At 63.1% G+C, this 26,345-nt stretch carries 14 protein-coding genes; 5 read left to right on the top strand and 9 right to left on the bottom strand.

The features are described 5' to 3' along the window. Positions 1–72 precede the first annotated feature (72 nt). The gene (locus B2Z70_RS06520; RefSeq protein ID WP_292982064.1) at positions 73–1,101 is read left to right on the top strand and encodes a sensor histidine kinase; all 1,029 of its coding nucleotides are present in this window, start codon (positions 73–75) and stop codon (positions 1,099–1,101) included. Then, a complete protein-coding gene (locus B2Z70_RS06515) occupies positions 1,079–1,855 on the top strand; it encodes a LytR/AlgR family response regulator transcription factor (protein ID WP_009801543.1) in 777 nt (258 codons plus the stop codon). The genes B2Z70_RS06520 and B2Z70_RS06515 overlap by 23 nt, the downstream gene beginning before the upstream one ends. A gap of 67 nt (positions 1,856–1,922) precedes the next feature. On the opposite strand, the gene B2Z70_RS06510 is transcribed toward B2Z70_RS06515, so the two are convergent. The 3 genes from B2Z70_RS06510 to B2Z70_RS06500 all read right to left on the bottom strand — a co-directional run bounded on the left by B2Z70_RS06510 (position 1,923) and on the right by B2Z70_RS06500 (position 11,446). Then, a complete protein-coding gene (locus B2Z70_RS06510; protein ID WP_292982063.1) occupies positions 1,923–8,486 on the bottom strand; it encodes a DUF7933 domain-containing protein in 6,564 nt (2,187 codons plus the stop codon). Between the two features lie 454 nt (positions 8,487–8,940). After that, positions 8,941–10,332: a M24 family metallopeptidase gene (locus tag B2Z70_RS06505; protein ID WP_292982062.1), complete on the bottom strand. Its 1,392-nt coding sequence runs from the start codon at positions 10,330–10,332 to the stop codon at positions 8,941–8,943. Positions 10,333–10,564: 232 nt separating this feature from the next. Beyond that, positions 10,565–11,446, bottom strand: coding sequence for an SDR family NAD(P)-dependent oxidoreductase (locus tag B2Z70_RS06500; protein ID WP_292982061.1), 882 nt, complete (start codon positions 11,444–11,446; stop codon positions 10,565–10,567). 283 nt (positions 11,447–11,729) lie between these two features. On the opposite strand from B2Z70_RS06500, the gene B2Z70_RS06495 reads away from it, so the two are divergent. Then, on the top strand, positions 11,730–13,307 hold the full coding sequence (locus B2Z70_RS06495; protein WP_292982060.1) for an AMP-binding protein: 1,578 nt from the start codon (positions 11,730–11,732) through the stop codon (positions 13,305–13,307). 62 nt (positions 13,308–13,369) lie between these two features. Here B2Z70_RS06495 and B2Z70_RS06490 read toward each other — a convergent pair whose 3' ends face one another. The 6 genes from B2Z70_RS06490 to B2Z70_RS06465 all read right to left on the bottom strand — a co-directional run bounded on the left by B2Z70_RS06490 (position 13,370) and on the right by B2Z70_RS06465 (position 22,096). After that, positions 13,370–15,028, bottom strand: coding sequence for a carboxylesterase/lipase family protein (locus B2Z70_RS06490; protein WP_292982059.1), 1,659 nt, complete (start codon positions 15,026–15,028; stop codon positions 13,370–13,372). Then, positions 15,025–16,392: a spinster family MFS transporter gene (locus tag B2Z70_RS06485; protein ID WP_292982058.1), complete on the bottom strand. Its 1,368-nt coding sequence runs from the start codon at positions 16,390–16,392 to the stop codon at positions 15,025–15,027. The genes B2Z70_RS06490 and B2Z70_RS06485 overlap by 4 nt, the downstream gene beginning before the upstream one ends. A gap of 217 nt (positions 16,393–16,609) precedes the next feature. After that, positions 16,610–18,262, bottom strand: coding sequence for a carboxylesterase/lipase family protein (locus tag B2Z70_RS06480; protein WP_292982057.1), 1,653 nt, complete (start codon positions 18,260–18,262; stop codon positions 16,610–16,612). A 3-nt stretch (positions 18,263–18,265) separates the two neighbouring features. Continuing rightward, positions 18,266–19,585: a PA domain-containing protein gene (locus B2Z70_RS06475; protein ID WP_292982056.1), complete on the bottom strand. Its 1,320-nt coding sequence runs from the start codon at positions 19,583–19,585 to the stop codon at positions 18,266–18,268. Continuing rightward, entirely contained in the window at positions 19,578–21,248 is a 1,671-nt protein-coding gene (locus B2Z70_RS06470) for an MFS transporter (RefSeq protein WP_292982055.1), read from the bottom strand. Before B2Z70_RS06470 ends, B2Z70_RS06475 begins: the two co-directional genes overlap by 8 nt. A gap of 170 nt (positions 21,249–21,418) precedes the next feature. Then, a complete protein-coding gene (locus B2Z70_RS06465; RefSeq protein WP_292982054.1) occupies positions 21,419–22,096 on the bottom strand; it encodes a TetR/AcrR family transcriptional regulator in 678 nt (225 codons plus the stop codon). Between the two features lie 256 nt (positions 22,097–22,352). Between B2Z70_RS06465 and B2Z70_RS06460 the strand changes: the two genes are divergently transcribed. Beyond that, the gene (locus tag B2Z70_RS06460) at positions 22,353–24,632 is read left to right on the top strand and encodes a TonB-dependent receptor (RefSeq protein ID WP_292982053.1); all 2,280 of its coding nucleotides are present in this window, start codon (positions 22,353–22,355) and stop codon (positions 24,630–24,632) included. Positions 24,633–24,751: 119 nt separating this feature from the next. Continuing rightward, complete coding sequence (locus B2Z70_RS06455) at positions 24,752–26,302, top strand: carboxylesterase/lipase family protein (protein ID WP_292982052.1); 1,551 nt, start codon at positions 24,752–24,754, stop codon at positions 26,300–26,302. Positions 26,303–26,345 lie beyond the last annotated feature (43 nt).

Here is a 26,345-nt window from a genome sequence, read left to right as displayed (position 1 = left end):
CGTCGGCAAAGGCCGTCTTTCATACCCAATTCGCCGCTCGTCAGAGAAACGCTCATTGCGTTCGGGCTGATCATGCTGTGCTGGGGGTTCTATTTCTTCACTCGGATCGTGCTCGACTTTGTGCGCGTCAGGGATGTGCTCGGCTTTCTTCCCGGGCGTCTCGTCGTGATCGGCGTGGGCGCCTGTCTGTCCTTGTGCATGTATGCCGTGTTGCGCTTTTTCTGGGGGCGATCAGTCTGGCTGACGGCCGCCCTCGTAGTGCTGGCCTCCACTGTCACCGCCATCCCCTTCGCGGTCTTCAACTGGTGGATGATCACGACATTTTCGGCGGCCAATCAGCCCTTGCTTCTGCATAGCTTGGTGGCCTGGTCGGCGAGCGTGCACATTTTCTTCGCCCAGAGCGTCGTGCTGGTGGCGTTCCTGTATGCGCGGCAGCTGAGGCAGCGTGAAGCGGATGCGATCCAGGCCGAGAAGTCCCAGCGACAGGCCGAGCTGCGCGCGCTCCGCTATCAGGTCAATCCGCATTTCCTGTTCAACGCGCTGAACTCGGTCTCCGCCTTGCTGACGTCGAGGCGTGTGGAGGAGGCTGAGCGCATGGTGGACATGCTGGCGAGCTATTATGAGCGCGCCCTGATCGCGCCTCAGGCCGAGCTGGCCCCGGTCCGGGACGAGATAGAGGCCCAGCTGCGCTATCTCGATATTGAGCGGATCCGTTTTCCCGACCGGCTGGAGGTCGAAGTGGTTTTGCCCGAGGCGCTGGAGCAGGCGCTGGCGCCAACCTTGATGATCCAGCCCCTGATCGAGAACAGCATCAAGCACGCCGTCTCCGCGCACACGACGACCGTGACCGTTCGTATCGCCGTGTCAAAACTGGCGGATTCACTGGTGATCGAGGTTTCGGACCGGTGTGCCGAGGCGCCCGATGCGAGCGCCCGAGCAGGCACGGGGACAGGCCTGAACAATATCAGAAATCGTCTGGCGGCCGTGTATGGCGATCAGGCGGCGCTTGAAGCGGGCCCGGTTGCGGGCGGCTTCCGCTCTGTGCTGGCGCTGCCATTGCGTTTCAAGGAGAGCCAGGATGAGAGTCTGCTTCGCGGATGACGAGCCGCTGGCGCGTGAACGCATGCGCAAGATGCTCGCCCTTGATGAGGATATCGAGATCTGCGGCGAGGCGCAGAATGGCGAGGACATGATCGCCCTGATCCAGGCTGAGGAACCCGAGCTGGTCTTTCTGGATATCGAGATGCCCAAGCTCGATGGCTTCGATGTTGTGGAGGCGCTGGCGCAAGCCACCTTCCGCGATGAGCCGCCCTTGTTCATTTTTGCGACGGCCTTTCCGGCCATGGCGGCCCAGGCCTATGACACGGGCGCGATCGATTTCCTGACCAAGCCCATCCGGCCCGCCCGGCTCGAGCTTGCGTTGTCTCGCGCACGGCAGCTTCTGCGCTCCCGTGAAGCGATGAGCCGTCTGGAGAAACTGCAATCGCATCTTGAGGGATTGCGCGAGACCCGGTCGCGCTCCAGCCAGGGACCTGTGTCCATCTGGGTGAGCAATGGCGGACAGAATATCCGGGTGGAGCCATCCCAGATCGAATACGTGTCCGCTGAAGCGGAGTATATACGCTTGCATATTGGCGAGCGCAGCCTGCTGCACCGGCAATCCATCAGCGCCTTTGAGGAAGAGATGGCGGAGGAAGGCTTCATTCGCGTCCATCGCTCCTACATCGTCCCCGCTCGCGATTGCATCCAGACCTCACGCACGTCATGGGGCGGGCTTCTGGTTCATTTGCGCAACGGCCAGGTCATTCCAGTCGGGCGCAAATTCAAGGACAAGCTTCAGGCCCTCATGGGCTGAGCTGCAAAGGCAGGGGGCCGCATCGCCTTTGCGATGCGGCCCCTTTTTCATGCGCGTGCAAACGGATCTAGAAGGGCAGTCGGATTTCGAGGCGGCCGCTATTGGCCGAGAAATCGCCGTTCCCAAGTCCGTCGAGCCGGACTTCGCCTGACAGCATTGCGCCGTCTGACAATCTGGCCCGCAGGCTCAGACCCGCATCCGCCCGCAGCGCGCCTGTGGAGATGCGCTGGCCCAGCTCATCCATCAGGGCGGCAGGGTCGTAATCCCAGACGCCGTTCAGGCTCAGGCCCGGCTCCCACCAGCTGCCGTTCCGACGTTCAAAGCGATAGGAGACCTCCGGTCCCGCCTGCAGCCGTCCGATCCAGATCGTCTGTTCGGGAATCTCGATGCCCAGCGAATCCGTGTAACCGCCCTGTGTCTCCTCGAAATGCGCCAGGGAGATCGAGGGCCGGACACGCCAGTTGGCCGATTGCCATTCCCCGCTCAGATTGGCGCGGATCATCAGCCGGTCCGTGTCGAACTCATCTTCATAAAGGCCAAGCGGATCGACAGTGTTCTGTGACTGGCCCCACATCGCCAGCATATCGAGCCAGGCGCCGTCGGCGAGACTCCAGACCATATAAGGCCCGGCCATCCAGCCCTCGCCCTCGACGCGAGCCCCGCGCAAGGCCCCGGCGCTTTCCGCGATCTCGCCTGAGCGATCATCCATCCAGTCGCGCTGGACCATGACCCCTACCAACGCACTGTCACCCAGTGTCCAGTCCGCGCCGATCTGCAACAGACCGAAATCACTGGACACATCTCCCCCGTCGCGATCATCGGACAAGGCGCTGAAATCAGCGCGCATCCAGACGTCAAGTCTGTGACGATCCTGGTCATGAAGGTCCGCAGTCTCCGGCATTTGAGGCTGGGCTGCCTGCACATGATTGCGAATGCCAGACAGGCTGGTCGCCAGGCTCAGCGCCTTGCGGCCGCCCTCGATATGGGCGCTGAACCGGCCGGGGGTATCGGTCTCGCGTTCGCGCAGGCGTTGGGACAGATCCGGAGCCGCCGCCAGAATGCGATCAGCGCGCCGGATCATGAAATTGTTGATGGCGCGCTGGGTCGCCAGCCGGACCGCATCCTCGTCACGGGTATTGGAGAATGTGCAGGTTATGGCTTCGTTCGGATCAAGGTCGATCAGGACCCGCCCGTCGCTCAGCGTGATGACCGAGCCGTCATCCGTATCGCCCGAGCAGCTGATTTCATCGAGACGCCAGCCTTCAGGCGCGGACTGGCTGACGTCATAGAGGCCCGCTTCCTTTTCAAAGCTGGCGGAGGCGGCGGAGCCGCCAACCGTCGTCAGCTGGAGGCCGTCAAGATCCGCATCGCTGGAGGCGTAGAGGAAGGTGGCGTCGCGCTGGACGCCGCCCGGCGTTGTCGCAACCAGCTGGATGGAGCCGAAACGCTCCTCGATGGTCACGGTCAGGGGGATCTCCACAATGATGGATTCCGTCGCCGCCCGGCCCGTCGCGCTGGGTCTCATCAACGGGCTTGCAGGCAGGTCGCGAACGACCGTGATGACGCCCGAATAGACGCCCGCGGGCAGATCGACCGCTTCGGGCAGGACCTGCACATTCAGCAAGATATCGCCAAGCGCCGGAATGACCCCGGACACAGGGTCAACCGCGATCCAGGGCACGTCGACCTCGACACGGAAGTTCAGCGACTGGCTGCCCGGATTGCCGATCCGGACCTCCGCCTTGATATCGGTCACATCGCCCGTGGTCTGGTCGATCACGATCTCCACATCCTCGGTGCCGGTGATCGCTTCTATGATGGCTTGGGCGGCTTCATTGCCATTGCCAGCCTGATCGGACGCGGCCGCGCTCGCGACCTCAACCGTGATCAGGCCTGCGGTGGCGGGCGTGATCAGAGCAGTGAAGCTGCGATCGCTTTCAATCATGAAGTCGGAAACGGCGCCATTGGTGACAATGATGTCGGATGCTTCAAAGCCGCTCACCCTCTCATCAAAGGTGAAGCGGGCGGTGAAGGCGCCTTCCGTTGTGGCGCCGGGCAGGTCGATGGTCAGAACCGGCGCCGTGCTGTCGACGCTGACCCTCAGCGTGTCTGCGGCAAGGTTGGGGTTGCCGGCTGCATCCACGGCGACACCCGCCGCCAGGTCAATCGTCACTTCGGCATCGGTCGTTGGCGTGATTGTCACTGCATACTGCGCCTCAGAGCCGGTCAGGGCGGAAGCTGCGCCATTGCTGACAGCCAGGTTTTCCAGAGCCAGACCGCTCACCGGTTCGGAGAAGTTGATCGTCACGTCGAAGGGGCCCGCAGCGAGACCGTTTCCGGCCCGGCTCAGAGTGACAGTCGGCGATGTGGCGTCGTTGAAAGTGGAAAAGCGGTCTGCCGCCAGATTCCCGTTCCCGGCCGCGTCTTCAGCCGCATTGGCCGCCACGTCCACTGTGACGGGGCCGTCATCGGATGGGGTGATGAGAGCCGTATAAATCTGTTCTGAGGTGGCGTTGAAGTCAGACGCCGATCCGTTGCCTACCTGTATGTCGTCCAGGGTGAAGCCGGATACGATCTCGGAGAAGGTGATCGTCACTGCGAACGGACCGGACAGAGCTGCATCAGACGGACCGCTAATCTCTGCGCTCGGCGCTGTGTTGTCAGTGGTGCGCGACACTTGCGCGGCGGCGCTGTTGGAGTTTCCGGCGGCGTCTGTTGCGACGCCGGCGCCCAGATCCACCGTCACGACGCCATCGTCACTTGGCGAGATCGTCACTGTGTAAGCCGAAGGACTGAGCGAAGTCAGGTCTGACGCAACGCCATTGCTCACCGTCAGGTCGCCAAGAGCAAACCCTGTCACAGCCTCCGTGAAGGTGATCGAGAGCGTAAAGGGTCCCGACGCCGGGGCGTTCGAGGCCGTGGAAAGCGTCACGCCAGGCGAAGTGTTGTCCAGAGTGTAGCTCTGGTCGACGCCGGGTTCGCCCGCTGGCAGGGCGTTGCCTGCCAGGTCCGTGATGTCCTGTCCGCCGGAAAGATTCAGGCTGACCGAGCCGTCCAGCGCCGCCAGATCTCCGCCCGAAAGGGTCAGCGAGTAGTTGGCGCCGGAACCGGAGAGCACGCCTGTCGCCGTTGTGCCCGGATTGTTGAAATCATCGGCAGTGACATTAGACACTGCTTCACTGAAGCTGATGGCGAACACCAGCGTATCCGAATTGGTCAGCGCGTCGCTGGGGCTTTGTCTCTGAAACGCCGTCAGCACCGGAGGCGTCGCATCAGTCGCCGTGAGCGAGGCGGTCGCTGAGGCGCTCGCGCCCAGTGAAGAGGTCAGGGCGCCGGATGTCATGGTGAAGGCGCCTGCTGAATCCGGAATGACGTCGACGCTGATGGAACACGTCGCGCCGGCTGCAACCGAGCCGCTGCCATAGCTGAGGCTGCTGGCCCCGCCAGAGGCCGTCAGCGCGCCGCCCGTACAGGTGGTAGCGGCGTTTGGCGAGGAGGCGAGGGTCAGTCCGGAGGGCAGGGTGGTTGTAAAGCCGAGCGCCGTTGCAGGGACCACGTTACTCCCATTGTTGATCGTGAAGGTCAGGGTCGCCGTGCCGCCGACCGCGACCGTATTGGGTGAGAAGGCGGCGGTGAAACCGGGCGCATTAGGATTGCTAATGATGTAGCTGCGCTCGTCGGTTCCGGAAGGCGTTGTGCTGGCGAGCGCGTTTGCGGACGCATCGGCAATGTCATTGCCGCCCGCGATGTTCAGCGTGATGGTGGCGTTCAAACCGGCCATGTCGCCGCCCGAGACGGTGACGTCATAGGTGCTGCCCGACCCGGTCACGCCTGTGGACGCGCCGGAGGGCCCGCTGATGGTGAAGTCCGCCGCGCCGACATTGACCACGGATTCGCTGAAAACCACGCGCCAGGTCACGGCGTCCGCGTCTGTGGTTTCGCTGGCGGGGGTCAGGCGCGTGATGGAGGTGACGGTCGGCGACGTGCCGTCCGTCACGGTCAGTCCGCCAGATGCGGTCCCGCTATTGCCCAGCGATGACGTCAGGCTTCCTGTCGTGTTTGTGTAGTTTCCGGCCGTGCTGGAGGTGACGTTCACCGACACCGTGCAGCTGCCGGAGGCGGATACGGTTCCGCCGCTATAGCTGATGCTTCCCGCGCCAGACGCAGCGGTCAGGGTTCCCCCTGTGCAGCTGGTTGAGGCGTTGGGCGTCGCCGCGACGATCACATTCGCGGGCAGGGTGTTGGTGAAGTCCAGCGATGTGGCGTTCACCACATTGGCGCTGTTGTCGAGGGTGTAGGTCAGCGTGCTGGCGGCGCCTTGAGCCATGCTCGACGGGGAAAAGGCCAGGCTGAAAGCGGGCGGCGTCGGATTGCTGATAAGGAAAGTGTTGTCATTGGCGCCGATCGGCGTGGTGTTGCTCAGCGCATTGGCCGATGTATCGGCGATGTTCTGGCCTGGGGCGAAGCTCAGGGTGACCGTGCCGTTCATCCCGCTCAGGCTGCCGCCCGTGGCGCGCACCGTATAGCTCGCGCCTGAACCCAGTACCGTGATGGAGGGCGCAACGCTGGCGCCGCTCACCACGAAGTCCGTGCTGTCCACATTGTTCACGGTTTCATTGAACGCCACGGCCCAGTCGAGCGTGCTGGCGCTGGTGGGCGATGTGGTTGGGTTGGACCGCGTGACCGACTGAACACGCGGCGCGGTGGCGTCCGCATCATCATTGTTGATCGTCAGGGTGGCGGTGTCGCTGATGTCTACGCCCAGGCTGGTGCCCGCCAGATTGCTCATGGCGATGTTCACCGTCTCGGCGGCCTCGATGGCGCTATCGCTGGTGGGCGTGACGGTGAAGGTCTGCGTTTCGCTGGCCGTGCCTGCGAAGGTGAGGGTTTGCCCCGAAACCGCGGTGTAATCTGAGTTGGCCGTCGTCGCGGTTCCATCGCTGGTGGACACATCGACCGTGAAGCCGCCCTGCACGGCGTTGGACAGGGTGGCGGTGAAGGTGACCGCGCCTGCATCCTCGTCGCCAAAGGCGTCGGCGATGGTCACAGCCGCCGTATCGTCATTGTTGAAGGTCACCGTGGCGGTGTCGGTGATGGTGACGCTCAGGGCCGTCGCGGCGAGATTGCTCATCGACACGCTGACGGTCTCGTTCGCTTCCAGCTTCGTGTCCGAGGTCGGGGTGATCGTGAAGGTCTGGGTCTCACTGGCCGTCCCGGCGAAGGTCAGGGTCTGGCCGGATAGGGCCGTGTAGTCTGAATCCGCGGTTGTCGCCGTCCCGTCTGCGCTTGAAACATCGACCGTAAAGCCGCCCGCCACGGCATTGTCGAGCGTGGCGGTAAGAGTAATCGCGCCATTGTCCTCATTGGCGGAGACGTCAGCGATCGTGACGGCGGCGCTGTCATCATTGCTGATCGTCAGGGTGGCGGTGTCGCTGATGTCGACCGTGCCGGACGCGCCAGTGAGATTGCTCATGGCGATCATCACGGTCTCGTTCGGCTCGACCTTGGTGTCCGCGCCGGGCGTGATCGTGAAGGTCTGTGTTTCGCCCGATGTCCCGGCAAAGGTGAGGGTCTGGCCCGAAACGGCGGTGTAGTCCCCGTCCGCCACCGTCGCGGTGCCGTCCGCCGTCGACACATCGACGGTGAACCCGCCCTGCACCGCTGCGGACAGGGTGGCCGTAAAGGTCACTGCGCCCCCGTTCTCGGCCTGGGACACATCGGCGATGGTGACGGCGGCGCTGTCATCGTCCGTGATGGTGACGGTCGCCTGTTGCGTTCCGCTCTCGGTCGCGCCATCGCCCCCGCTGACGCTGGAAATGTCGACGATGATGGTCTCATTGCCTTCCGCGATGGCGTCCGAAGCCGCGCTCAGGGTGACCGAGCCGGTCGTGCTGCCGGAGGGGATGGTGATGGAGGTATTGCTCGCGGTGTAATCGGTCCCGCCGCCGGACGCCGTCCCGCTGAAGGCGAGGTTCACCGTGGTCGCCGTGGAGGCCGTATCCGACAGGGTGGCGGTGACGGTCGAGCTGCCGCCCGTCTCGCCCATGCTGGCTGGCGAGGCGGCGAGCGTGACGGTGGGCGGCGTGCCCACATTGCTGATGGTGACTTGGGAAATGGGCTGCAGGGTGTTGCCGTCCGAGGGCACGATGCGGAAGCCGTAAATGCCGTCAAAATCCGTATTGGCGCTCAGATTGATCTCGGTCTGGCTGGAGCCCGGAGAATAGGCGACGGCCGAGCCGATCGGCGCATAGGACGCGTTCAGCGGCTGAATGGTTGTCGAGGCGGTGGCCGCGGTCCAGATGCTGTCGAGGTCGAACTGGCTGGCGGACCGGAATTCGAGCGAGTTGAACAGGCCCGCGCTGCCTTCGCCGCGAATCCAGCCCGCGCTGGGCGCGCCTGTCAGCGTGCTGGTCCCGAGCCGCAGCCGCGTCGTGGTGGCGCCGGGATCGGTCGCGACCACAACCGTCCAGCCCTGTACGGTGGTCGAGAAGGAGCCGCTCGTGCTCTGGTCAATCACAAAGCCGTTCGTGCCCGTGTTGAAGTCCGTGGTTTGCCCCCAGGCGGTCCCACACAACACTCCCGCGAGCGCCATGACGGCCGTGCGCGCCGCATTCCAGACCCAGCTGTTCATAATCGTCCCTCTCCCTCGCGCCGTCTCAGCGGCGCGGGACCCAAAATCTAAGGGAAGCTCTTGTTGTCAGGCGTGAGTGTTCACGACAGAGCGGACGAGTGCACAGGCAGAGCCTGTGACGCTGCGGATTCCTGCATCATGAACTGATGGCCCCCCAGCCTGATCTGCCGCAAAGCCTTGAGAGACTTCCACGTAACAAGGGCTGGATAGGGCGCCGGCCAGGCGCCAGAAAGCGGCCTGGCCCGAGAATGTCATGAACACCCTGATTTACCCGATAAACGACAAGGCGCCCCTCATCAGGGAGGCTGATCGGAGATGTCCGGAAGGCAGGGGTGGTGAGAGTCTTCCGCGCCCCACGCTCAGGTCAGCCGCCTCATTCCGGGGTGATGCCGAATATGACGGCGCCACCCTATTCAGGCGGGGTAAACCGATCTCCTGCTCCGGCTCGGTGAACCTATTGTCCCGAACCGATCAGCTTGATCTCGGTCTGGCGACCGTCGAGGAAGCGGATGGTTTCACCGTCAAAGAAGGCGTCTTCCTCGGTGCGGAAATCCACGATCTGGCCGCCCCATTCGGGTACGGCGTTATAGGAGGTCAGCTCGATGGACCAGGCGGTGTTGGCGTTTATCAGTCCCGCGCCGCGCGGATCGGCGTCCTGATTGTCCCAGAAGCCGATGGCCGGGCCTGCGCCATGGCCGTGCGTGCCGATGGGATGGGAATAAATGGACGGGTCGAGCCCTTCCGCGATCGCCTCTTCGCGCGCCCGCGCGAGCACCTCATTGCCGCTCAGCCCCGTTTCAAAATGCGACATCAGAATGTCCTGAACCCGATTGCTGGCGGCGAGGCCTTGGCGCAGCCCTGCGGGCGCTTCGGTCTCGCCGGGCCTGAGCACATAGGCGAGATGCTGGGTGTCGGTGCTGAGCCTTAGATAGGTGATGCCGAAATCGGTCCAGAGAAGATCGCCCGGTTCGATCACGGTATCGCCGCGCAGCATGCCGTCTGCGCCTTCGCGCTGAATGCCGATGGAGGGGTGGAACCAGGGTTCCAGGCCCAGGCGGGACAATTCCTCGCGATACCACCACACGACGTCGTCAGCGGTGGTCACGCCCGGCGTGATGACGGCATTGGAAAAGGCTTGGTCGATGAGGGCGTGGGCGATGCGCACCACGCCGGGATAGATTTCAAGCTCCGAGGGTGTGCGGGTTTCCAGCCAGCGCACGGCGAGCGTTTCACCCGAGACGATGCGCTCGTGATAGTCGGCGGGCAGGGCGTTCATCATGAGCCGGTACTGGCTCAGCGTCATGCCGTCGCCAAAGGCGGTCAGATCGGAAAAGTTGATGGCGATATTGGCGGGGTCTCTGTCTGCGATGATGTCGGCCACGGCCTGCCACTGGTCCGGCTCTTCGTCGGGATCCCAAGACGGTTCGAACAGGCCCGCCAGACCATAGCGGCTGACGGTCAGCCGCTCGATGGGCTGGCCCTCGCCGGGATCTGAGAAGATGAGGATTGTGCGCCGGCGCGCCGCCATGCTGCGCGCATCCAGCAGGCTTTCCACTACCGGCTCCTCGAAATATTCCCGCGCCATCAGCACCCACATGGAGACGCCCTGTTCGCGCATGATCTGCGGGATGATCGTGTCCAGCCGCTCCTCGAGAATGCGATCGATCACCTCGGCCCGGTCGCGCAATGGCAGGATGGGCGGAAGCTCGGGATGGCTGTGCTCGACCTCGCTCATGGGAAATACCGGCGGAGACGACTCCTGCGCCTGGGCGCTCGTACCCGACATCAGGACGGCCAGCAGCGCCGCCTTGAGCGCGCGTGCGGGGAGCGTGTTCAAACGGGGCATGGCTTGCTCTTTCGGGGCTCGCTAGAGGCTGATCAGAATGCGCTCCGTCCGGCTGACGATCAGAACCCGGACGGGGGATGGACGCCATAATCGCGGCGCTGCGACAGGAATGTCCAGACGGCGTGCGCCTCTTGCCGCGATCTGATCGCGTTCAGGCCTCAACGGAGGCGTCCCGACCTCAGCATGGATGCAAGCCAGGCCGGTCCGTGTCTCAAGCGATAGGCGGCAAGGTTCAGCGCTCGGGTAAACGATACCCCGCCTTGGACAGTTCCAGCTTGCTCTGATCGAAACCCTGGGCCGGGATCGTTTCCTGATCACGGCTGGAAAGTTCGGACCACTGCGTCAGCAGACGCTCGGCCATATCCTCGCCATCGGGGATGTGGATGCCGCGGGTGAGGGTGACATGGCTCAGCTCGAACCCGCCCGCGCCCGCGCAGACGATCTGGGCGGATGGGGCTTCAGTCGCACACAGGGCGAGAACGGCCGGGCTGACCCGATCCGGGTTCAGCAACTCCAGTTCTTCGTCCGGCAAAATGCCTTCCATCATCTGTGTCGCCGCAGTCGGCGCGAGACAATTGACGTGGATGCCGTATTTGCGGCCTTCGAGAGCGAGCGTCTTCATCAGGCCGACAAGACCCATTTTCGCGGCGCCGTAATTGGATTGGCCGAAATTGCCGAACAGGCCTGAGGACGAAGTGGTCATGACGATGCGGCCATAATTCTGCTGGCGCATGGTCTCCCAGACGGCCTTGGTGCAGTTGGCGGCGCCCGTCAGATGCACGTCCACCACCAGCTGGAAGTCGGCCATGTCCATTTTGGCGAAGGTCTTGTCGCGGAGTATGCCGGCGTTATTGACCAGGCCATCAATCCGGCCCCAATGCGACAGGGCCAGCTCGGCCATGGCCGTCATGGCGTCAAGGTCGGTCACGGACCCCCTGAAGGGCAGGGCGGTCCCGCCCGCCTCCTTGATCTCTTCAGCGACCGAGTTGGCGCCCTCGCCCAGATCATTGACGACCACATGAGCGCCCCTGCGCGCCAGCAGCACGGCATGGGCGCGCCCCAGTCCGCCGCCCGCGCCCGTCACGATCACAACCTGTCCTGAAAGATCAATCATGTGCGCTCCTTCCCTGGCGGTGAAACCGCCATTTCTCCCCATGCGTCTTGGCTTCAAGACCTGACGAGACCCTCCCTAGCATGCTGAAACTGCGGATGTGAATTCATTCGCTCACATTAGAATGAATGTTGACACCCTGCGTCAGGGCTGGCTTATTCGACGGGATGAATCCGTGAGGGCAGGCCTTTATCCGGGGCCGGACCGTGTTCCCGCGCGCTCTCCTTTATCGCCCTCCGGCGCTGACAGTGACGCCGGGTCAGAGGCGCAATACGATAATGAGCCCATGCAAGCTTACGCCCTGACGATCGACAAGTTTCTCGCACATGCAGCCAAATGGCATGGAGACGTCGAGATCATCAGCGCTAGCGGTTCAGGGGCGCCGCAACGGATTGGCTATGCGGCGCTCTGCGAGCGGGCGAACAGACTCTCCGGCGCATTTCTCGCCCTGGGCGTATCGCCGGGCGAATGTGTGGCCACCCTGGCGTGGAACACACAGGCGCATATGGAGGCCTATTACGCCGCGATGGGCGCGGGTCTGATCTGCCATACCCTCAATCCGCGTCTCACGCCCGCGCATTTGTCCGAGATGATCAATCTCGCCGAGGACCGGGTTCTCGCGGTCGCCGCCAATCTGGCGCCTCTGGTCTCAGAGCTGCTGCCGCTCTGCCCCGGTGTCGAGCACGTGATCTGGCTGGATGAGCCGTCCTCCATACAGAGCTGCAAGCGTCAGCCTGATGTGAAGTTCTGGGACTATGACACCCTGCTGCTGGAACTGGGGCGGGAAACGGCCTGGGGCCAGTTCGACGAGAACCAGCCGGCGGGTCTGTGCTTCACGTCCGGCACGACGGGCAAGCCCAAGGGCGTCCTCTACACGCACAGGTCCAATTACCTGCATACCCTGCGGGCGCTCCAGGCGGACGCGGTCGCGCTCACGGGTCAGGAGACGCTGCTGGTCGCCGTGCCCATGTTTCACGCCAATGGCTGGGGGTTGCCGTTTGCTGCGCCGGCAGTGGGAGCCAAGCTTGTGCTGCCCGGACGGCAGGCGGATGGAGCCAGCCTCGCCCGGCTCATGCGGGATGAGCGAGTCACCCTGGCTGCAGGCGTTCAGACGGTCTGGCTCGGGCTTCTGGATCATCTGGATGAAACCGGCGAGGACCTGCCGGATCTCAAGCGCATCCTGATCGGCGGATCGAAATGTCCCGCCAGCCTGATCGAACGAATGCAGACCCGCCTGGGGGTGACGGTTCAGACAAGCTGGGGGATGACCGAGCTGTCCCCGGTGGGCGCCATTGCGCCGCCCGGAATGGCGGACGGAATGACCGAGACGGCCGGGCTGGCCCCGATGGGGCTGGACCTTCTGCTGACCGATGCGCAGGGCCAGCCGCTGCCCGTTCAGCGCAATGTGACCGGCCATCTGAAGGTGCGCGGCCACAGCGTGGTGGGTGAGTATTTCAAGAGCGGCGGATCTGCGCTGGATGAGAACGGCTATTTCGATACGGGCGATCTGGCGGTTATCGACTCGCAAGGCCGATTGACGATCACGGGCCGGTCCAAGGACCTCATCAAGTCTGGCGGCGAATGGATCAATCCTGCCGAGATCGAGGATATTGTCGGACGACAACCCGAAATCAGTCAGGTCGCAGTGATCGGCAAGTCTGATCCGAAATGGGGAGAGCGCCCCATACTGGTCGTCGAGCCCAGCCTGGGTCACAGCCCGGATACGCAGAGCCTGCGCCAGCTTCTCAAGGGACATGTGGCCGACTGGTGGATTCCCGATGAGATGATCGTTGTCGAGGCCATGCCGCTCGCGCCGACCGGAAAGATCGACAAGCGCAAGCTGCGCCGTGACTACTCCAGCTGAAGCAAGAAAAAGCCGCGCCTCTCAGCAAGGCGCGGCGGAAGGTGCAGGGATGATCGCGGCGTCTATGGGCAGTCGCGTTGCGGACGAGGCAGGGGAGGCGCCAGTATCCCCACATTCCAGTTCCAGGCCTGATCGCCCTTTTCCCTGCGCCGGCAGACCACTTCATCCATGAGCTCGAACATGCCGGGCATCAGGTCTTCCTGAGCCTGAGGCGTCTCGGCGAAGTGCATGTAGGCTTGGGCGTCGCCGTATCGCGGCCAGTCAGACCAGCCCGGCGCCTGGGGCGCGCCGGACTTGATGAAGCTGACCCAGTAAGCATGGACGGCGTCGACGAAGGCCGTTTCCTCTTCTGTTTCGGGCAGGGGCGGCCAATAGGGCGGCGTGCGGTCCGCCGCATGAAAGACATAGGGCAGTTCCGCCGCATGGAAGGCGTGCAAATCCGCTTCATCCGCCGCCGGATAGCCATGGTCGAAAAGATAGAGATAGCCCGGTTGGCCCAGCGCTTCCTGGGACCGGACAAGCTTTTCGCCGGTCCAGCCATACATGGCGTCCCGCACAAGATCGAAAAGCGTGTCCTGAAGGTCTTCGCCCGGATAGAGCGCCAGAACGTCGTCCGCGAGATCGCGATAACGATCCCGGATTTGCGGCGCATAGGTGGAGGGGCGCTCCGGTACAGGGGCCGCCAGCATCCGGAGTGACCGGATCTCGCCTTCGTTGAAGCCGGCAAGCACGGGAACCGGCGCCTGCTCTCCGTCTTCAAAGGTTTCCACCAGCTGGCGTTCGAGCACGAAACCATCAACAGTCCCGGAGGGCAGATAGCGCTCGGCGACGGCTCTCTCGGTCAATTCTGCAGCGTCCATCTCCCGCAAGCCGTCAATGGACATATGCCCGAGTTGAGTGGACACATAGCGTCCGATGGCTTCAGCCGCGAACTCGCCATGATTGGCTTCGGAGAGCTCCGGCGTCGAGATCATGTACGCGCTCTGGGCGATGGCCTGATCGAACAACCCCTCTGCGAGCGGTGACGCCAGCAGATACATGACCGAGAGCCCGCCTGCGGATTCCCCTCCAATGGTCACCCGGTCAGGGTTTCCTCCGAACGCGGCGATATTGTCCTGCACCCAGTGCAGGGCCGCGATCTGGTCGAGCAGGCCGTAATTGCCGGAGACGCCGTGATCGGATTCTTCACTGAGATCGGGATGCGCCATCCATCCCAGAACGCCCAGGCGATAGTTGATCGAGACCACGACGATCCCCTGGCGCGCCATGGCGGCGCCGTCGTAAAGGGCTTCGCGGCTGGATCCGGCGGACAGCGCGCCGCCGTGAATCCAGACGAAGACGGGCGCGTTCTCGGCGTCATCCGGCGTCCAGATGTTCAGGCTCAGGCAATCCTCGCTGACCGGGCTGACATCGGAATAATAGATGCTGGTGCTGGGCCGGGTGCGCTGGATGCAGGCGGGGCCGAACTCTGTCGCCGCCAGCGGTTCAATCCAGGGTTCAACCGGACGGGGCGGAGTCCAGCGCAGCACGCCGAGGGGCGGCTGTGCATAGGGAATTCCCTTGAAGCTGAGCACGCCATCGCGTTGCTCGCCGATCACGGGGCCTGCGGGCGCGTCTATGCGCGGGCCTTGCGCAGGATCCGCAAGGCTTTGACCGCAAAGCATCAGGGCGCCCATCAGGGAGGCGCAGCACTGCGCGAGTCTTCGTCTCAAGAGGGTCATGGCTGAGCGCCTTTCTTGGCTGCCTCCTGCCGCTTGATCAGACGCGACAGGGCGAGAAACAGGATGATCGCTAGGACGTAGAACGGGACCAGTGTGTAGAGCGCGATCTGAAGGGAATTGTCGGGGAAGCTGGCCCGGAAGAAGTCGCTGGCGGCGCCCACATAGGTCGGCCCGAGCCCCAGTCCGATGAAGTTCATCACGAGCAGCAACAGGGCGCCGGACATCACGCGCTGGTCCGGACGGACTTCCTCCTGCACCAGCGCAACTGAGGATGAGAGGTAGAAATAGTTCAGAAAGCTCGGCCCGATCAGCAGGGTCAGCGCCAGCGGCCAGCTCGGGGCCCAGACGAAACCGATATAGAACGGGATGCACAGAGCCAGAGAGGCAGCGGGTATCAGCGCATATGCCTGCTTGTGGATCCTGGTGAACCGGTCAATCGCCCAGCCCGAGACCAGGATGCCCGCGCCCATGCCGAAGCCGACGACAAGCGCATACCACAGGGCGACATCGCTCAGGCTCATGCCTTTCTCGCGCATCAGGAACAGCACGGTGAAATTGCCGAGACCGTAGGTGATGAACTGGGTCGACCCGCTCCCCAGGGCGGCGAGCATGAGCACGGGATGGCTGAAGAACATTCTCAGCGTCGACCAGAAGCCGGACTGGCCTGCCGGGATGGCGGCCGCCGGACCGTCAAGACCGCCGCGCTTGGGCTCCTTGATGAACACAGCCACCACCACCGCGGCGACCAGCCCGACGGCGCCCAGGACGATGAAGGCGTCACGCCAGCTGAAGGCGGCGGCGACGGAGGCGCCAAAGCCAATGCCCAGGGCGGCCCCGATGGGCGGCCCCAGATTGAACAGTCCCAGAGCCGTGCCGCGCCGGCCCTTCGGGAAATAGTCGGTGATGATGGCGTAGGAGGGCGGGACGCCTCCGGCCTCGCCAAAGCCCACGGTCATGCGGGCGACCACGAGCTCGCCATAGGTGCGCGCGAGTCCGCACGCGATGGTGGCGGCGCTCCAGATGGCGCAGGCGGCAGCCAGGATCCCGACCCGGTTGGTCTTGTCCGCGATCCAGCCGACAGGGATGGCGATGAAGCAGTAGAAGAAGGCGAAATAGAGCCCGCCGATCAGCCCGAGCTGGCTGTCTGAAACCCCCAGAGTGTCCTGTATGGGTTTGGCCAGAATGGACAGGAGTTGACGGTCCAGGAAGTTCAGGACGTAGACAAAGCACAGAATGGCCAGCACGATCCAGGCCCGGGCTGTCGGCTTGTGTTCGACGACGGCTCCGTCAGGTCCGATATCGGGGATGACGCCAGGCTCGGCAGGCGTTGCGGCCGCGTCGGCTGACGCGTCAGTCGTAGTCATCAGGTCTCCCTTCCCCTGTAAGTCTGAGAGGGAGTGACGCCACTCACCCACCGCACCGGCGACGCTCGGCGCATGTGGACGGCGCGACGTCCGTTCCTCCCCTGATTTCAGACCGTTCTGGTTCTTGTGGCCCCATCATGGGGGGTGGTTTTCGCTCAAGTCAACATTCATTAAACTCTGAGTGAATGAAATGGCGGACAGGTTTCACGACCCGGCTTTACGTTTCACAGGAGGGCTGTACGTTCACGCCCACCCCCAGAAACCATTGTTCTCCGGCTTCACGCTGACGGCGGACCCATTCGCCATGAACCTCATACATGCCCGGGAACAGATCATGAGAGAGCCGTGGAGTTTCCGAGAAATGCATGAAGGCCTGTCCGTCGGAATAGGGCGCCCAGTCAGGCGCGTCCGGCGCAGTTGGTAAGCCGGTTTTTGCAAAGCTGGTCCAGTAGGCGACCATGGCGTCGGAAAGCGCTTGATCCACAGGGCCTTCAGGCATGGGCCAGTTCGGGCTGCGAGCGGCCTCGGGGCCGACCTGGCCAAAGACGAAAGTGAGCTCGCTGGCGTGAAAGGCGCAGAGCCCCTGTTCGCGTGCGGCGTCATAGCAATGGTCAAAAAGATAGAGATAGGAGGGCTGTCCGATCTCGGCTTGCGCGGCCGCAAGGCGCTCCCCGGCCCAGCCATAGATGGTGTCCCGGAAGGCATCGAGCGTGGACTGAACCGGATCGTCTGCAGGGTAGACCGCCAGATAATCATCCGCCAGATCGCCATATCCGCAGCGAATGATGGCTTCATAGGCTTCAGGGGAGTCCGGCGCCGTGGGCAGGAGCCGGGTCTGGGTGCGCAGCTCGTCCCTGTTGAACCCTGCAAGAAGGGGAACGGGGGCTTGCTCACTGCGCTCCAAAACTGCGAGCAACTGATCGGGCAGGACCAGCCCGTCTATGACACCCTGGCTGACAAACCCGGCGCGCGCCGCCCCTTGGGTCAAGCTGTCGGCGTCCATATCGCGCAGCTCGGACAAGCGCTCTGCACCCAACGCTTCAGACACGCTCAGGCCTGTGCTTTCGGCGGATGGCAACCCATGGGCGGCCTCGCGCAGCCGCGGAAAGGCGCGCAGATTGGTGCTTTCGATGATGGCCCTGCTGAAGAGGCCTCGAGAGAGCGGAGAGATCAGGTGATAGCTGACGGAGAGCGCGCCTGCGGACTCCCCCATGAGGGTGACCTGATCGGGATCGCCGCCGAAGGCGCTGATGTTGTCCTGTACCCAGAGGAGCGCGGCGATCTGGTCGAGAAAGCCGTAATTGCCGGACACTCCCTCGGGAGATTCCGCAGACAGCTCGGGATGCGCCATCCATCCCAGTGCGCCCAGGCGGTAGTTGATCGAGACAAACACAACATCCTGATGCGCAAAGACCGCTCCATCATAAAAGGGCTGGGCCGCCCCCCCGATGCGCAGCGAGCCGCCATGGATCCAGACAATGACCGGCAGGTTCCGGGCGTTTTCCGGCGCCCAGACATTCAGGCTCAGACAATCCTCGGACTGGACGATGGGCGGATCGAAATAGATGCTGGACCTGGGAATGCTGATCTGTGTGCAGCTGGGGCCAAACTCCGACGCATTCCGGACGCCGGGCCAGGGGGCAACCGCTTGCGGCGGCGCCCAGCGCAAGTCTCCCACTGGCGGTTGGGCATACGGTATGTTCTTGAAAATGTTGATCCCGCCCTCCCGGCGTCCTTCCAGGACGCCCGTCTGCACAGTCACGCGCGGTTGAGCTGTCGGCTCAGCTCCGCCTTGTCCAATGGCTAGACCGGTCAGCGAGGCCATCATCATTGCGGCGCTGGCGAGTTGGAGAGCGAGCATACGGATCATGGTTTACCTCAGGGCCTCTTGAAGCAGGCGTTGGAAGGCGAAGCTGGTCTCCGCAACCGCGTCAGGGGAGACGCAGCGGGCGTCATCTTCCCTGACATGGTGATAGCGATGAACGCCGAAGACGCCGGCGACATTTCGATAGCCCGCCGCCAGGACATTGCTCAGCTCGCCGGCGGACAGCTCATCGCTGGAATAGGGCGCGGATAGTCCGGCCAGGCCGCGGAAACTTGCACGCGCTGCTGGCAGAAGGGACGGGCTGACGACCAGATAGCGCTGGGAGTCCGTGCCGGGCAGAGGTTGAAGTCCGCCCACGCTGTCGTGCCAGTCGCGCGCCGCGAGATTGGCGCCCAGATGCAGCCAGAAGTCGGTCTGTTCCGGCGGCGGTGCATGGTCTCGCAACAGTTCCTCTGCGCCAAGGTACTGATATTCATGCCCGCTATTGCATACGAAGAGCAGGTCATGGCCGGGCGCATGACGGGTCGCCCATCGCGCCATATGCAGGAAAGCGGCGACGCCGCCGCCCCGTTCTCCGGCGCAGGTGAACCATCCCGAACGCGGGGTCGAGATCACCAGCCAACGGCCCGCGCCACGATCCAGTCGGCCCATCAGATTGAATGCCGGGCGTCTGCCCTTGACGCCGGTCAGTGTCAGCCGCCCCGATGAAGCTCTGTGGGCAGCAGCCAGAAAGGGTGCTGCATCTTCAGGCGCCAGAAGCGCGATCGGCGCCTCGTAGAGCGGATCGCGTCCGTCGGTGTTCAGGGCGATGATCTTGCCGGAAGGGCCATTTGTAATGATCACGCACGCTCGGGCGCCGGCTGCGAAGGCGGCGCGCACCGGATCCGCAACGCCTGACCAGAACATCGAGGACCAGCGCGCATGCGCCAGATCAATCAGCGCAATTGCGCCAGACAGCGCATGAGAGGTCTGACCTTGGGCGTCTACGCGCACCAGGGGGGCCGTCAGCCCTTCCGGCGGCGTGGGAACCACGATGGGTTGAGCCCAGACATGCGCCTCTCCGCCTTCGGCGCTGAGCGTGCAGTTGCGCGGTTCGAAAAACGGCGCTGAGAAGCTTTGACGCTGAGTTTCAAACCCGAGATCGGCCAGGCTCTGCTCCATCCAGTCTCCGCAGGCATTGTCGCCGGCGCCGCCTGAGCGCTTTTCGCCGAAGCCGATATACCGTTCGAGGTCCTGGCGAATGAGCGCCGCTGGATCCGGTGTCTGCGCCAGCGCCGCGCCGGTGCGGGCCACGACAGGCGTGACGGCCGTCGCCGTCAGGAACTGACGCCGGGTGGCGAAGCCTGTCTTGGAGCGCCGATCAGTCATCAATCTTCCTCCTGAAGGTCTCAGGGAGAAAGAGCAGACCGATCACAGCGGTCAGCCCGGCGATGACAACCGGATACCACAGCCCGAAATGGATGTTCCCCGTGGCCGCGACCATGGCGAATGCGGTGGTGGGCAGGAACCCGCCGAACCAGCCATTGCCGATATGGTAGGGCAGGGACATGGAGGTGTATCGCACCTGAGCGGGGAAGAGCTCGACCAGCATGGCGGCGAGCGGGGCATAGGCGGCGGTGACCATCAGCATGATCAGAACGATGATGCCGATCACCAGCGGCCGGTTGACCTGTTGCGGGTCAGCGGCGTCCGGATAGCCAGCATTGACGAGCGCGGTGTGAACTTCGGCCTGGAAGGCGCTGATGGAGGTTTCAAGCGCAGCGTCGTCCAATCGGGCCGGGATCGGGGCTTCGAGTGTCACGGCTTCGCCAATGCGCACCCGGGCGGGCTCGCCGGCTTGCGCGCGCTGATTGATATAGTTCACGCCATTGCGAGCCAGATACGCCTTCGCGATGTCACAGCTGGAGCCGTCAAACCGGTTCTTGCCGATGGGATCGAACTGGATCGAGCACTCTTCGGGATCCGCCAGCACCGTGACCGGGGCGGTCTCAACAGCCCGGGCGAGTGCGGGGTTGGCGGCGTGAGTCAGCGCCTTGAAGAGCGGGAACAAGGTCAGCGCCGCCATCAGGCACGCGGTGAGAATGATGGGTTTGCGCCCGATCTTGTCGCTGAGCCAGCCAAAGAAGACGAATGTGGGCGTGGCGATGACGAGCGCGATCACCAGAAGGATGTTTGAGGTCGCCGGGTCCACATCTGCAATGCGCTCAAGATAGAACAGCGTATAGAACTGTCCTGTATAGCCGATCACCGCCTGCCCGGCGACGCCGCCAAAGAGGGCGACCAGGATCATCTTCAGGTTGGACCAGCGGCCGAAAGCGTCCGCCAGCGGCGCCTTGGAGACCGTGCCCTCATCCTTCATTTTCTGAAAGGCGGGGCTCTCCGCCAGCTGAAAGCGGATCCACAGCGAAAGCGCGAGCAAGAGAATGGAGAACAGGAAGGGCAGGCGCCAGCCCCACTCCGAGAACGCCTCTTCTCCGATGAGGGCGCGAAGCCCGATCACCAGCAACAAGGCCGTGAACAGGCCAACTGTGGCCGTGGTCTGGATGAAGCTGGTGTAGAAGCCCCGACGGCCTGCTGGCGCATGCTCGGCCACATAGGTGGCGGCGCCGCCATACTCGCCGCCGACCGCCAGCCCCTGCACGAGCCGCAAGCCGACGAGAAGGATGGGGGCCGCCACGCCGAGGGTTGTGTAATCGGGCAGGAAGCCGACCGCGAAGGTGGACAGCCCCATCAGGCCCATGGTGACCAGGAAGGTGTATTTGCGTCCGACCAGGTCGCCCAGCCGTCCGAACACCACCGAGCCGAGCGGACGGATCGCGAACCCGGCGGCAAAGGCGGCCAGAGCCAGGATGAACGCTGTCGTTTCGTTCACGCCCGAAAAGAAATGCGTGGAGATGTACGTGGCCAGAAGGCCGTAAAGATAGAAATCATACCACTCGAACATCGTCCCCAGGGACGATGCTGCGATTACCTTGAAGTCCTTGCGTTTTATGGAGTCTTCAGCTCCTGCCTTGCGCACGGTGTCCGTCATGGCCGCCTCCCCTGTGACCCGGCAGGTCTGACGCCTGTCTCGGGCTGGTCGCGCTAGCTCATGGCTAACGTCATTTATTTTCGCTCACGCGAGAGTTAATGACAGAATGTCGGAATTCTCTGCCGCGTCAAGCATTGTTCCCTGAAGGGGGAGTAAGGGGAGGGGTGGGTTTAGCCGCCGCAGATTTCCCGGAAACCCGCCGCCATGAAATGGGCCATCCGGGATTTGACGGCGGCATAATCCTCGGACTTGCAGGCCCCGCCGGAGAGTTTGTCGATCCGTCCGGTGCGCGCGAGCGTCAGCATCAGCGAGCCGCTGACGAAATGGTAGCCCCAGAACAGGTCTTCCTTGCTGGCGTGAGGCAGAGCTTTCTGAAGCAGGTCGATCAGGCGCAGGACGACAGGGTCGAAGTGTTCATCCATCATCTTCGCACCCCATTCAGGGGTGTTGGCGACCTGGGCGCTCAGCGCGCCATAATTGCGCCAGCCCTCCCCGCCTTCGATGTAGAGGTCCAGATCGGTGTCCAGAAAGGCGTGCAGGGCGCCCTCGACCGTGGGTTTGCCGTCACACGACGCCTCATACGCATCCAGCGCTTTCATGCGGCGTTCGCTCGTCACGGCGGCGCGGCGTGCGAAAACCGCATCGAAAAGGTGCTGCTTGTCGTCGAAATAATAGTTCAGAAGCGTGTGATGGACGCCCACATCCCTGGCGACATCCTTCAAGGTGACGCCATGCAGTCCGTTTCGTGAAAACAGATACTCGGCCACATTCAGAATCTGCTCAATCGTTTCGGCACGCTTTTCAGCTTTTGTCTGTTTCTTGCGCTGGTTTGTGCGTTCCGCGGCCACTGAACTTCCTCTTGCATCTGTCAAACGAGACCAGGATCCAGCCTTAGTCTTACCCGCCTGACGTGGGGCTATACAACAGCTTCAGCCTCATATTTCGCCACTTAAGCATCTGACGACGCCGGAACATGCCGGCCTGGATGATGGTCTAAAAAATACGCAATCAAGTTATTCACACGCTTGTCAGTGAATATGATTGAATTTAGGGTGACCTCACAGACAAGAGGTTGGCGTCAGACCAGCCTGGGGAGGAATCGAAATGAAAAACGTGCTTTGCGCGTCCGTGTCCGCGGTCGCACTGCTGGCTCTGCCGTTCATGGCGATGGGCCAGGAAACCCAGCCTGAATCCGAGGAAAACGCTCAGTCCAGCCAGGCTGGCGGCGATGTCATTCTGGTCACCGCCACCCGTCGCGAGATGGATGTCCAGGACATCCCGCTGAGCGTCACCGCCTTCAATCAGGATGAGCTGACCGAGAAAGGCATCGTCGGGTATGAGGGGCTGGCCCTTGAAACGCCGGGCGCTGTCCTGAACAAGCCAACCGCGAACTTCAACACCTTCTCCGTGCGGGGCATCGCGACGAACGGCTATGGGGCCAACCTTCAGAACACGGTGGCGGTCTATATCGATGAACTGCCCATTTCCGCGAATGGCAACTCGACCCAGCTCGATTCAACCCTGTTCGATGTGGAGCGCGTGGAATTCCTGCGCGGCCCCCAAGGGACGCTCTTCGGATCCGGCTCGCTCGCCGGCGCGGTGCGCATCCTGACTCACAGCCCGGATCTGGACGAATTCGAAGGCGAGGTGCTGGTCGATTGGGGGCAGACTGACGGCGACGCCTTCCGTCAACGCTATAACGGCATGCTGAATGTGCCGATCGTCGAGGACAAGCTGGGTCTGCGGGTCGTCGGCTTTTATCGCAATGAAGAAGGCTGGGTCGACAATATCGGCACGGGCGTTGAGAACGCGAACACGCTCGAGAACTGGGGCGGCCGCGCCATCCTGCTCTGGGAGCCGACGGACCGCACCTCGGTGCGCCTCATGGCGCTGCATGAGACCAGCGAGCCCGAAGACTCCCAGCTGATCAATCCCACACTGGGCAGTGACCGGGACCAGCGAAACACCCGCAGGCCGGATATATTCGCCGCCGAGCTCAACTCTCTGAACGCGACCGTGGACCATGATTTCGGATTCGCGAATTTCACGAGTTCGACCACCTATTCGCTCTACGATCAGAAATTCATCATCGATCTTGATGCGACATTTGGCGGTGCGGTGCCGTTCGCCCTTGATGCGCTGGCCTATGACGAAGCCTTTGTGCAGGAGATGCGTCTTGTCTCCGCCAACCCCGGTCCCTGGGAATGGGTGGTGGGCGGCTTCTATTACTACAAGCGCCGTGATGTGGATTCCGCCTATCGCTCGGACCCGGCCTTCCTGGCCGCCCGGGGCATGACGAACCTGCCCAACGAGTACTACCAGGTCACCAACACCCATTTCGTCACCAATGAGCTGGCCGCGTTCGGCGAGCTGACCTACCGGTTCAATGACAATCTCTGGGTGACGGGCGGCTTGCGCTACGGGCGGCTGGATGTGCAGGGCTTCACAGAGGACAGCGGCTATACGAGCAACTATCTCGTGAACGCCCTCTACGGCATCAACGGACCGCTGACCATTGGCCAGAACACGCCGCTCACGGGCGATAAGGGCGTTGAAGAAGGGCCCTCCTACAAGTTTTCGGTCTCCTACAGCCCGGTCGACAACATGACGATGTATGCGACCTACTCCACCGGCTTCCGTACGCCGGCGGTGAACGCACGCGGCGGTGCGCCCAGCACGGTCGATCCGACGGACATCATCATTCCTGACGGCGCATCCTCGGATGAGCTGGAAAACATCGAGATCGGTCTGAAGGGGCGCTGGTTCAACAATCGCCTGCACGCCAACATCGCCGCATACACGATTGACTGGAGCAATATTCAGGTTCAGGCCAACCGTGTGTCCGATCAGGTCCAGTTCGCCACCAATATTGGCGGAGCGACCTCGCGCGGCGTCGAGTTGGAAATCAACGCCTTCCCGACCGAAGGCCTGCTGATCGGCATGAACGCGTCCTGGAACGATTCCGAGGTGGATGATCTGTCCGCCACCGAGGCGGCCATTTCAGGTGCGGTTCGCGGGGCGCCCCTGTCCTTCCCAGAATTCCAGGGCGCGATCTATCTGAACTATACGCGTCAGTTGACGGCCAATATTGAAGGCTTTGCTGCCGTCAACGCCCGTCATGTCGATGGCTTCGTGAACCAGTTCCCCAATGTTCCCGGTCGTCCCGGTGTGCAGTCGCCGACCTATGCGCCGACCGAGGACTATCAGAGCGTGAACGCCTCCGTGGGAGCGTATATCGGCGATAATGTCACCGCCACGCTGTACGTGGAGAACGCGTTCGACAACGACTCCCTGGTCTATGCGCACCCGGAAGCCTTTGCGGACGCGCGGTTCAGCACCCTGCGCCCGCGCACAGTCGGCGTGCGACTGGACTACAAGTTCTAGACGCGCTGTTGCGCCTGACGTGAACCTCAGTCATGTCGGGCGAGGCCGCCGGGATGCGTTGCGCGGGGGTGCGGCGTATTCTGGCGGCTTTGACGTTTCTGCTCGCCCGGAGACAGCCCATGATCGAACTTCAGGCCCGATGCGGGCCCATTCTCGGCGAGAGCCAGGACGGTGTGACCTGTTTCCGGGCCATTCCTTACGCTCAGGCGGCGCGATGGACGCCGCCGGCGTCAGTGCGGAACTGGACCGTGCCGCATGATGGCCGGTCTCCGGGTCCGGCATGCCCCCAGCCCCGTCGGCGGACGGGCAGTCTGTATGAGGATCCGGACGCGTCAGAGAGCGAGGACTGCCTGCATCTCAACATCTGGACGCCGGACGACGCTCAGGACGCTCCGGTCATGGTGTGGATCCATGGCGGATCCATGATCTGGGGCTCCAACGGGCAAAGCCTCTATGATGGCGCAGCCCTGGCGCGCCAGGGCGTTGTCGTGGTCTCGATCAATTATCGGCTGGGTGTTCTGGGCTATCTCGCCCACCCTGAACTCAGCGCCCGGTCGCAACAGGGCGTATCTGGAAACTATGGCCTTCTGGACCAGATCGCGGCCCTGAAATGGGTGCGTGAATTCATTCGTGATTTTGGCGGTGATCCGGCGCAGGTGACCCTTGCAGGTGAGTCAGCGGGTGCGCTGAGCGTTTTGTACCTGATGGTGTCGCCGCTGGCGCGCGGACTGTTTCACCGGGCGATCGCCCAAAGCCCCTACATGCCAACCCATCCGCGTCTCAGAGAGGCGGAGCAGGGAGTGGATTCCGCGGAGGCTGTGGGTCTGGCGCTCCAGAGAGCGCTTGGCGCGCCGGATCTTGATCACCTTCTCGCCCTGCCAGCCGCAGACCTCGTGCAGGCCGCCCAGGATCAGGGTTACCTGCCCTGGGGTGCGATTGACGGCCTGATCCTGACGGGCCAGCTGGCTGAGCTGTTCGAGACCGGGCAGCAGGCGCGGGTTCCGTTGCTCACAGGGTTCAATGAAGGCGAGTTGCGAAGCCTGCCTTTCCTGCTGCCGCAAAAGCCCGCCTCGGCGTCACAGTATCGTCAGGCCATCAAGGCCAGCCATGGACGCTTCGCCCCTGACATGCTGTCGCACTATCCCGACACGGACTTGGAGGAGAGCCGGCTCGCTTTGTTGCGAGACGCCTTTTATGGCTGGAGCGCTGCGAAAATCGCGCAATGCCAGTCCGCGGCGGGTCTGGAGGCGTATCTGTACTATTTCGATCATGGCTACGAACCGGCGCGATCCCAGGGGCTTCACGCGTTCCATGGCTCCGAGCTGCCCTATGTCTTCAATACGCTTCAGTATACGGCGAGTGCATGGCCGTCGCCGCCTCTGGATGAACGCGAGCAAGGCCTTGCCGATCTGATGTGCGGGTACTGGAGCGCCTTTGTGCAAGGCCGGGTGCTGGATGATGCCGGACCTGTCTCATGGCCACGGCACGGAAGGGATCGAGCCATCATGCACTTCACAGAAGCGAGTGCGACGAGCATGAGTCTGGATGTCGACGTTTTCGAGCTCCACGACGCGGTTTACAGGGCGCGACTTGCCCGGGGCCTGGGATGGTCATGGAATGTGGGTACGGCGTCTCCGGTGATCTCTGCGCGAGAGGCTGGACGGGACTGAATCTCTGCATGCCCTGTTGCGTCGGGCCGACGCAGGGCAGGAT

Origin of the sequence: Oceanicaulis sp. UBA6590, assembly GCF_002433705.1 — a bacterium.
Classification (GTDB): domain Bacteria; phylum Pseudomonadota; class Alphaproteobacteria; order Caulobacterales; family Maricaulaceae; genus Oceanicaulis.
This window is presented reverse-complemented; position numbering and strand designations above follow the sequence as displayed.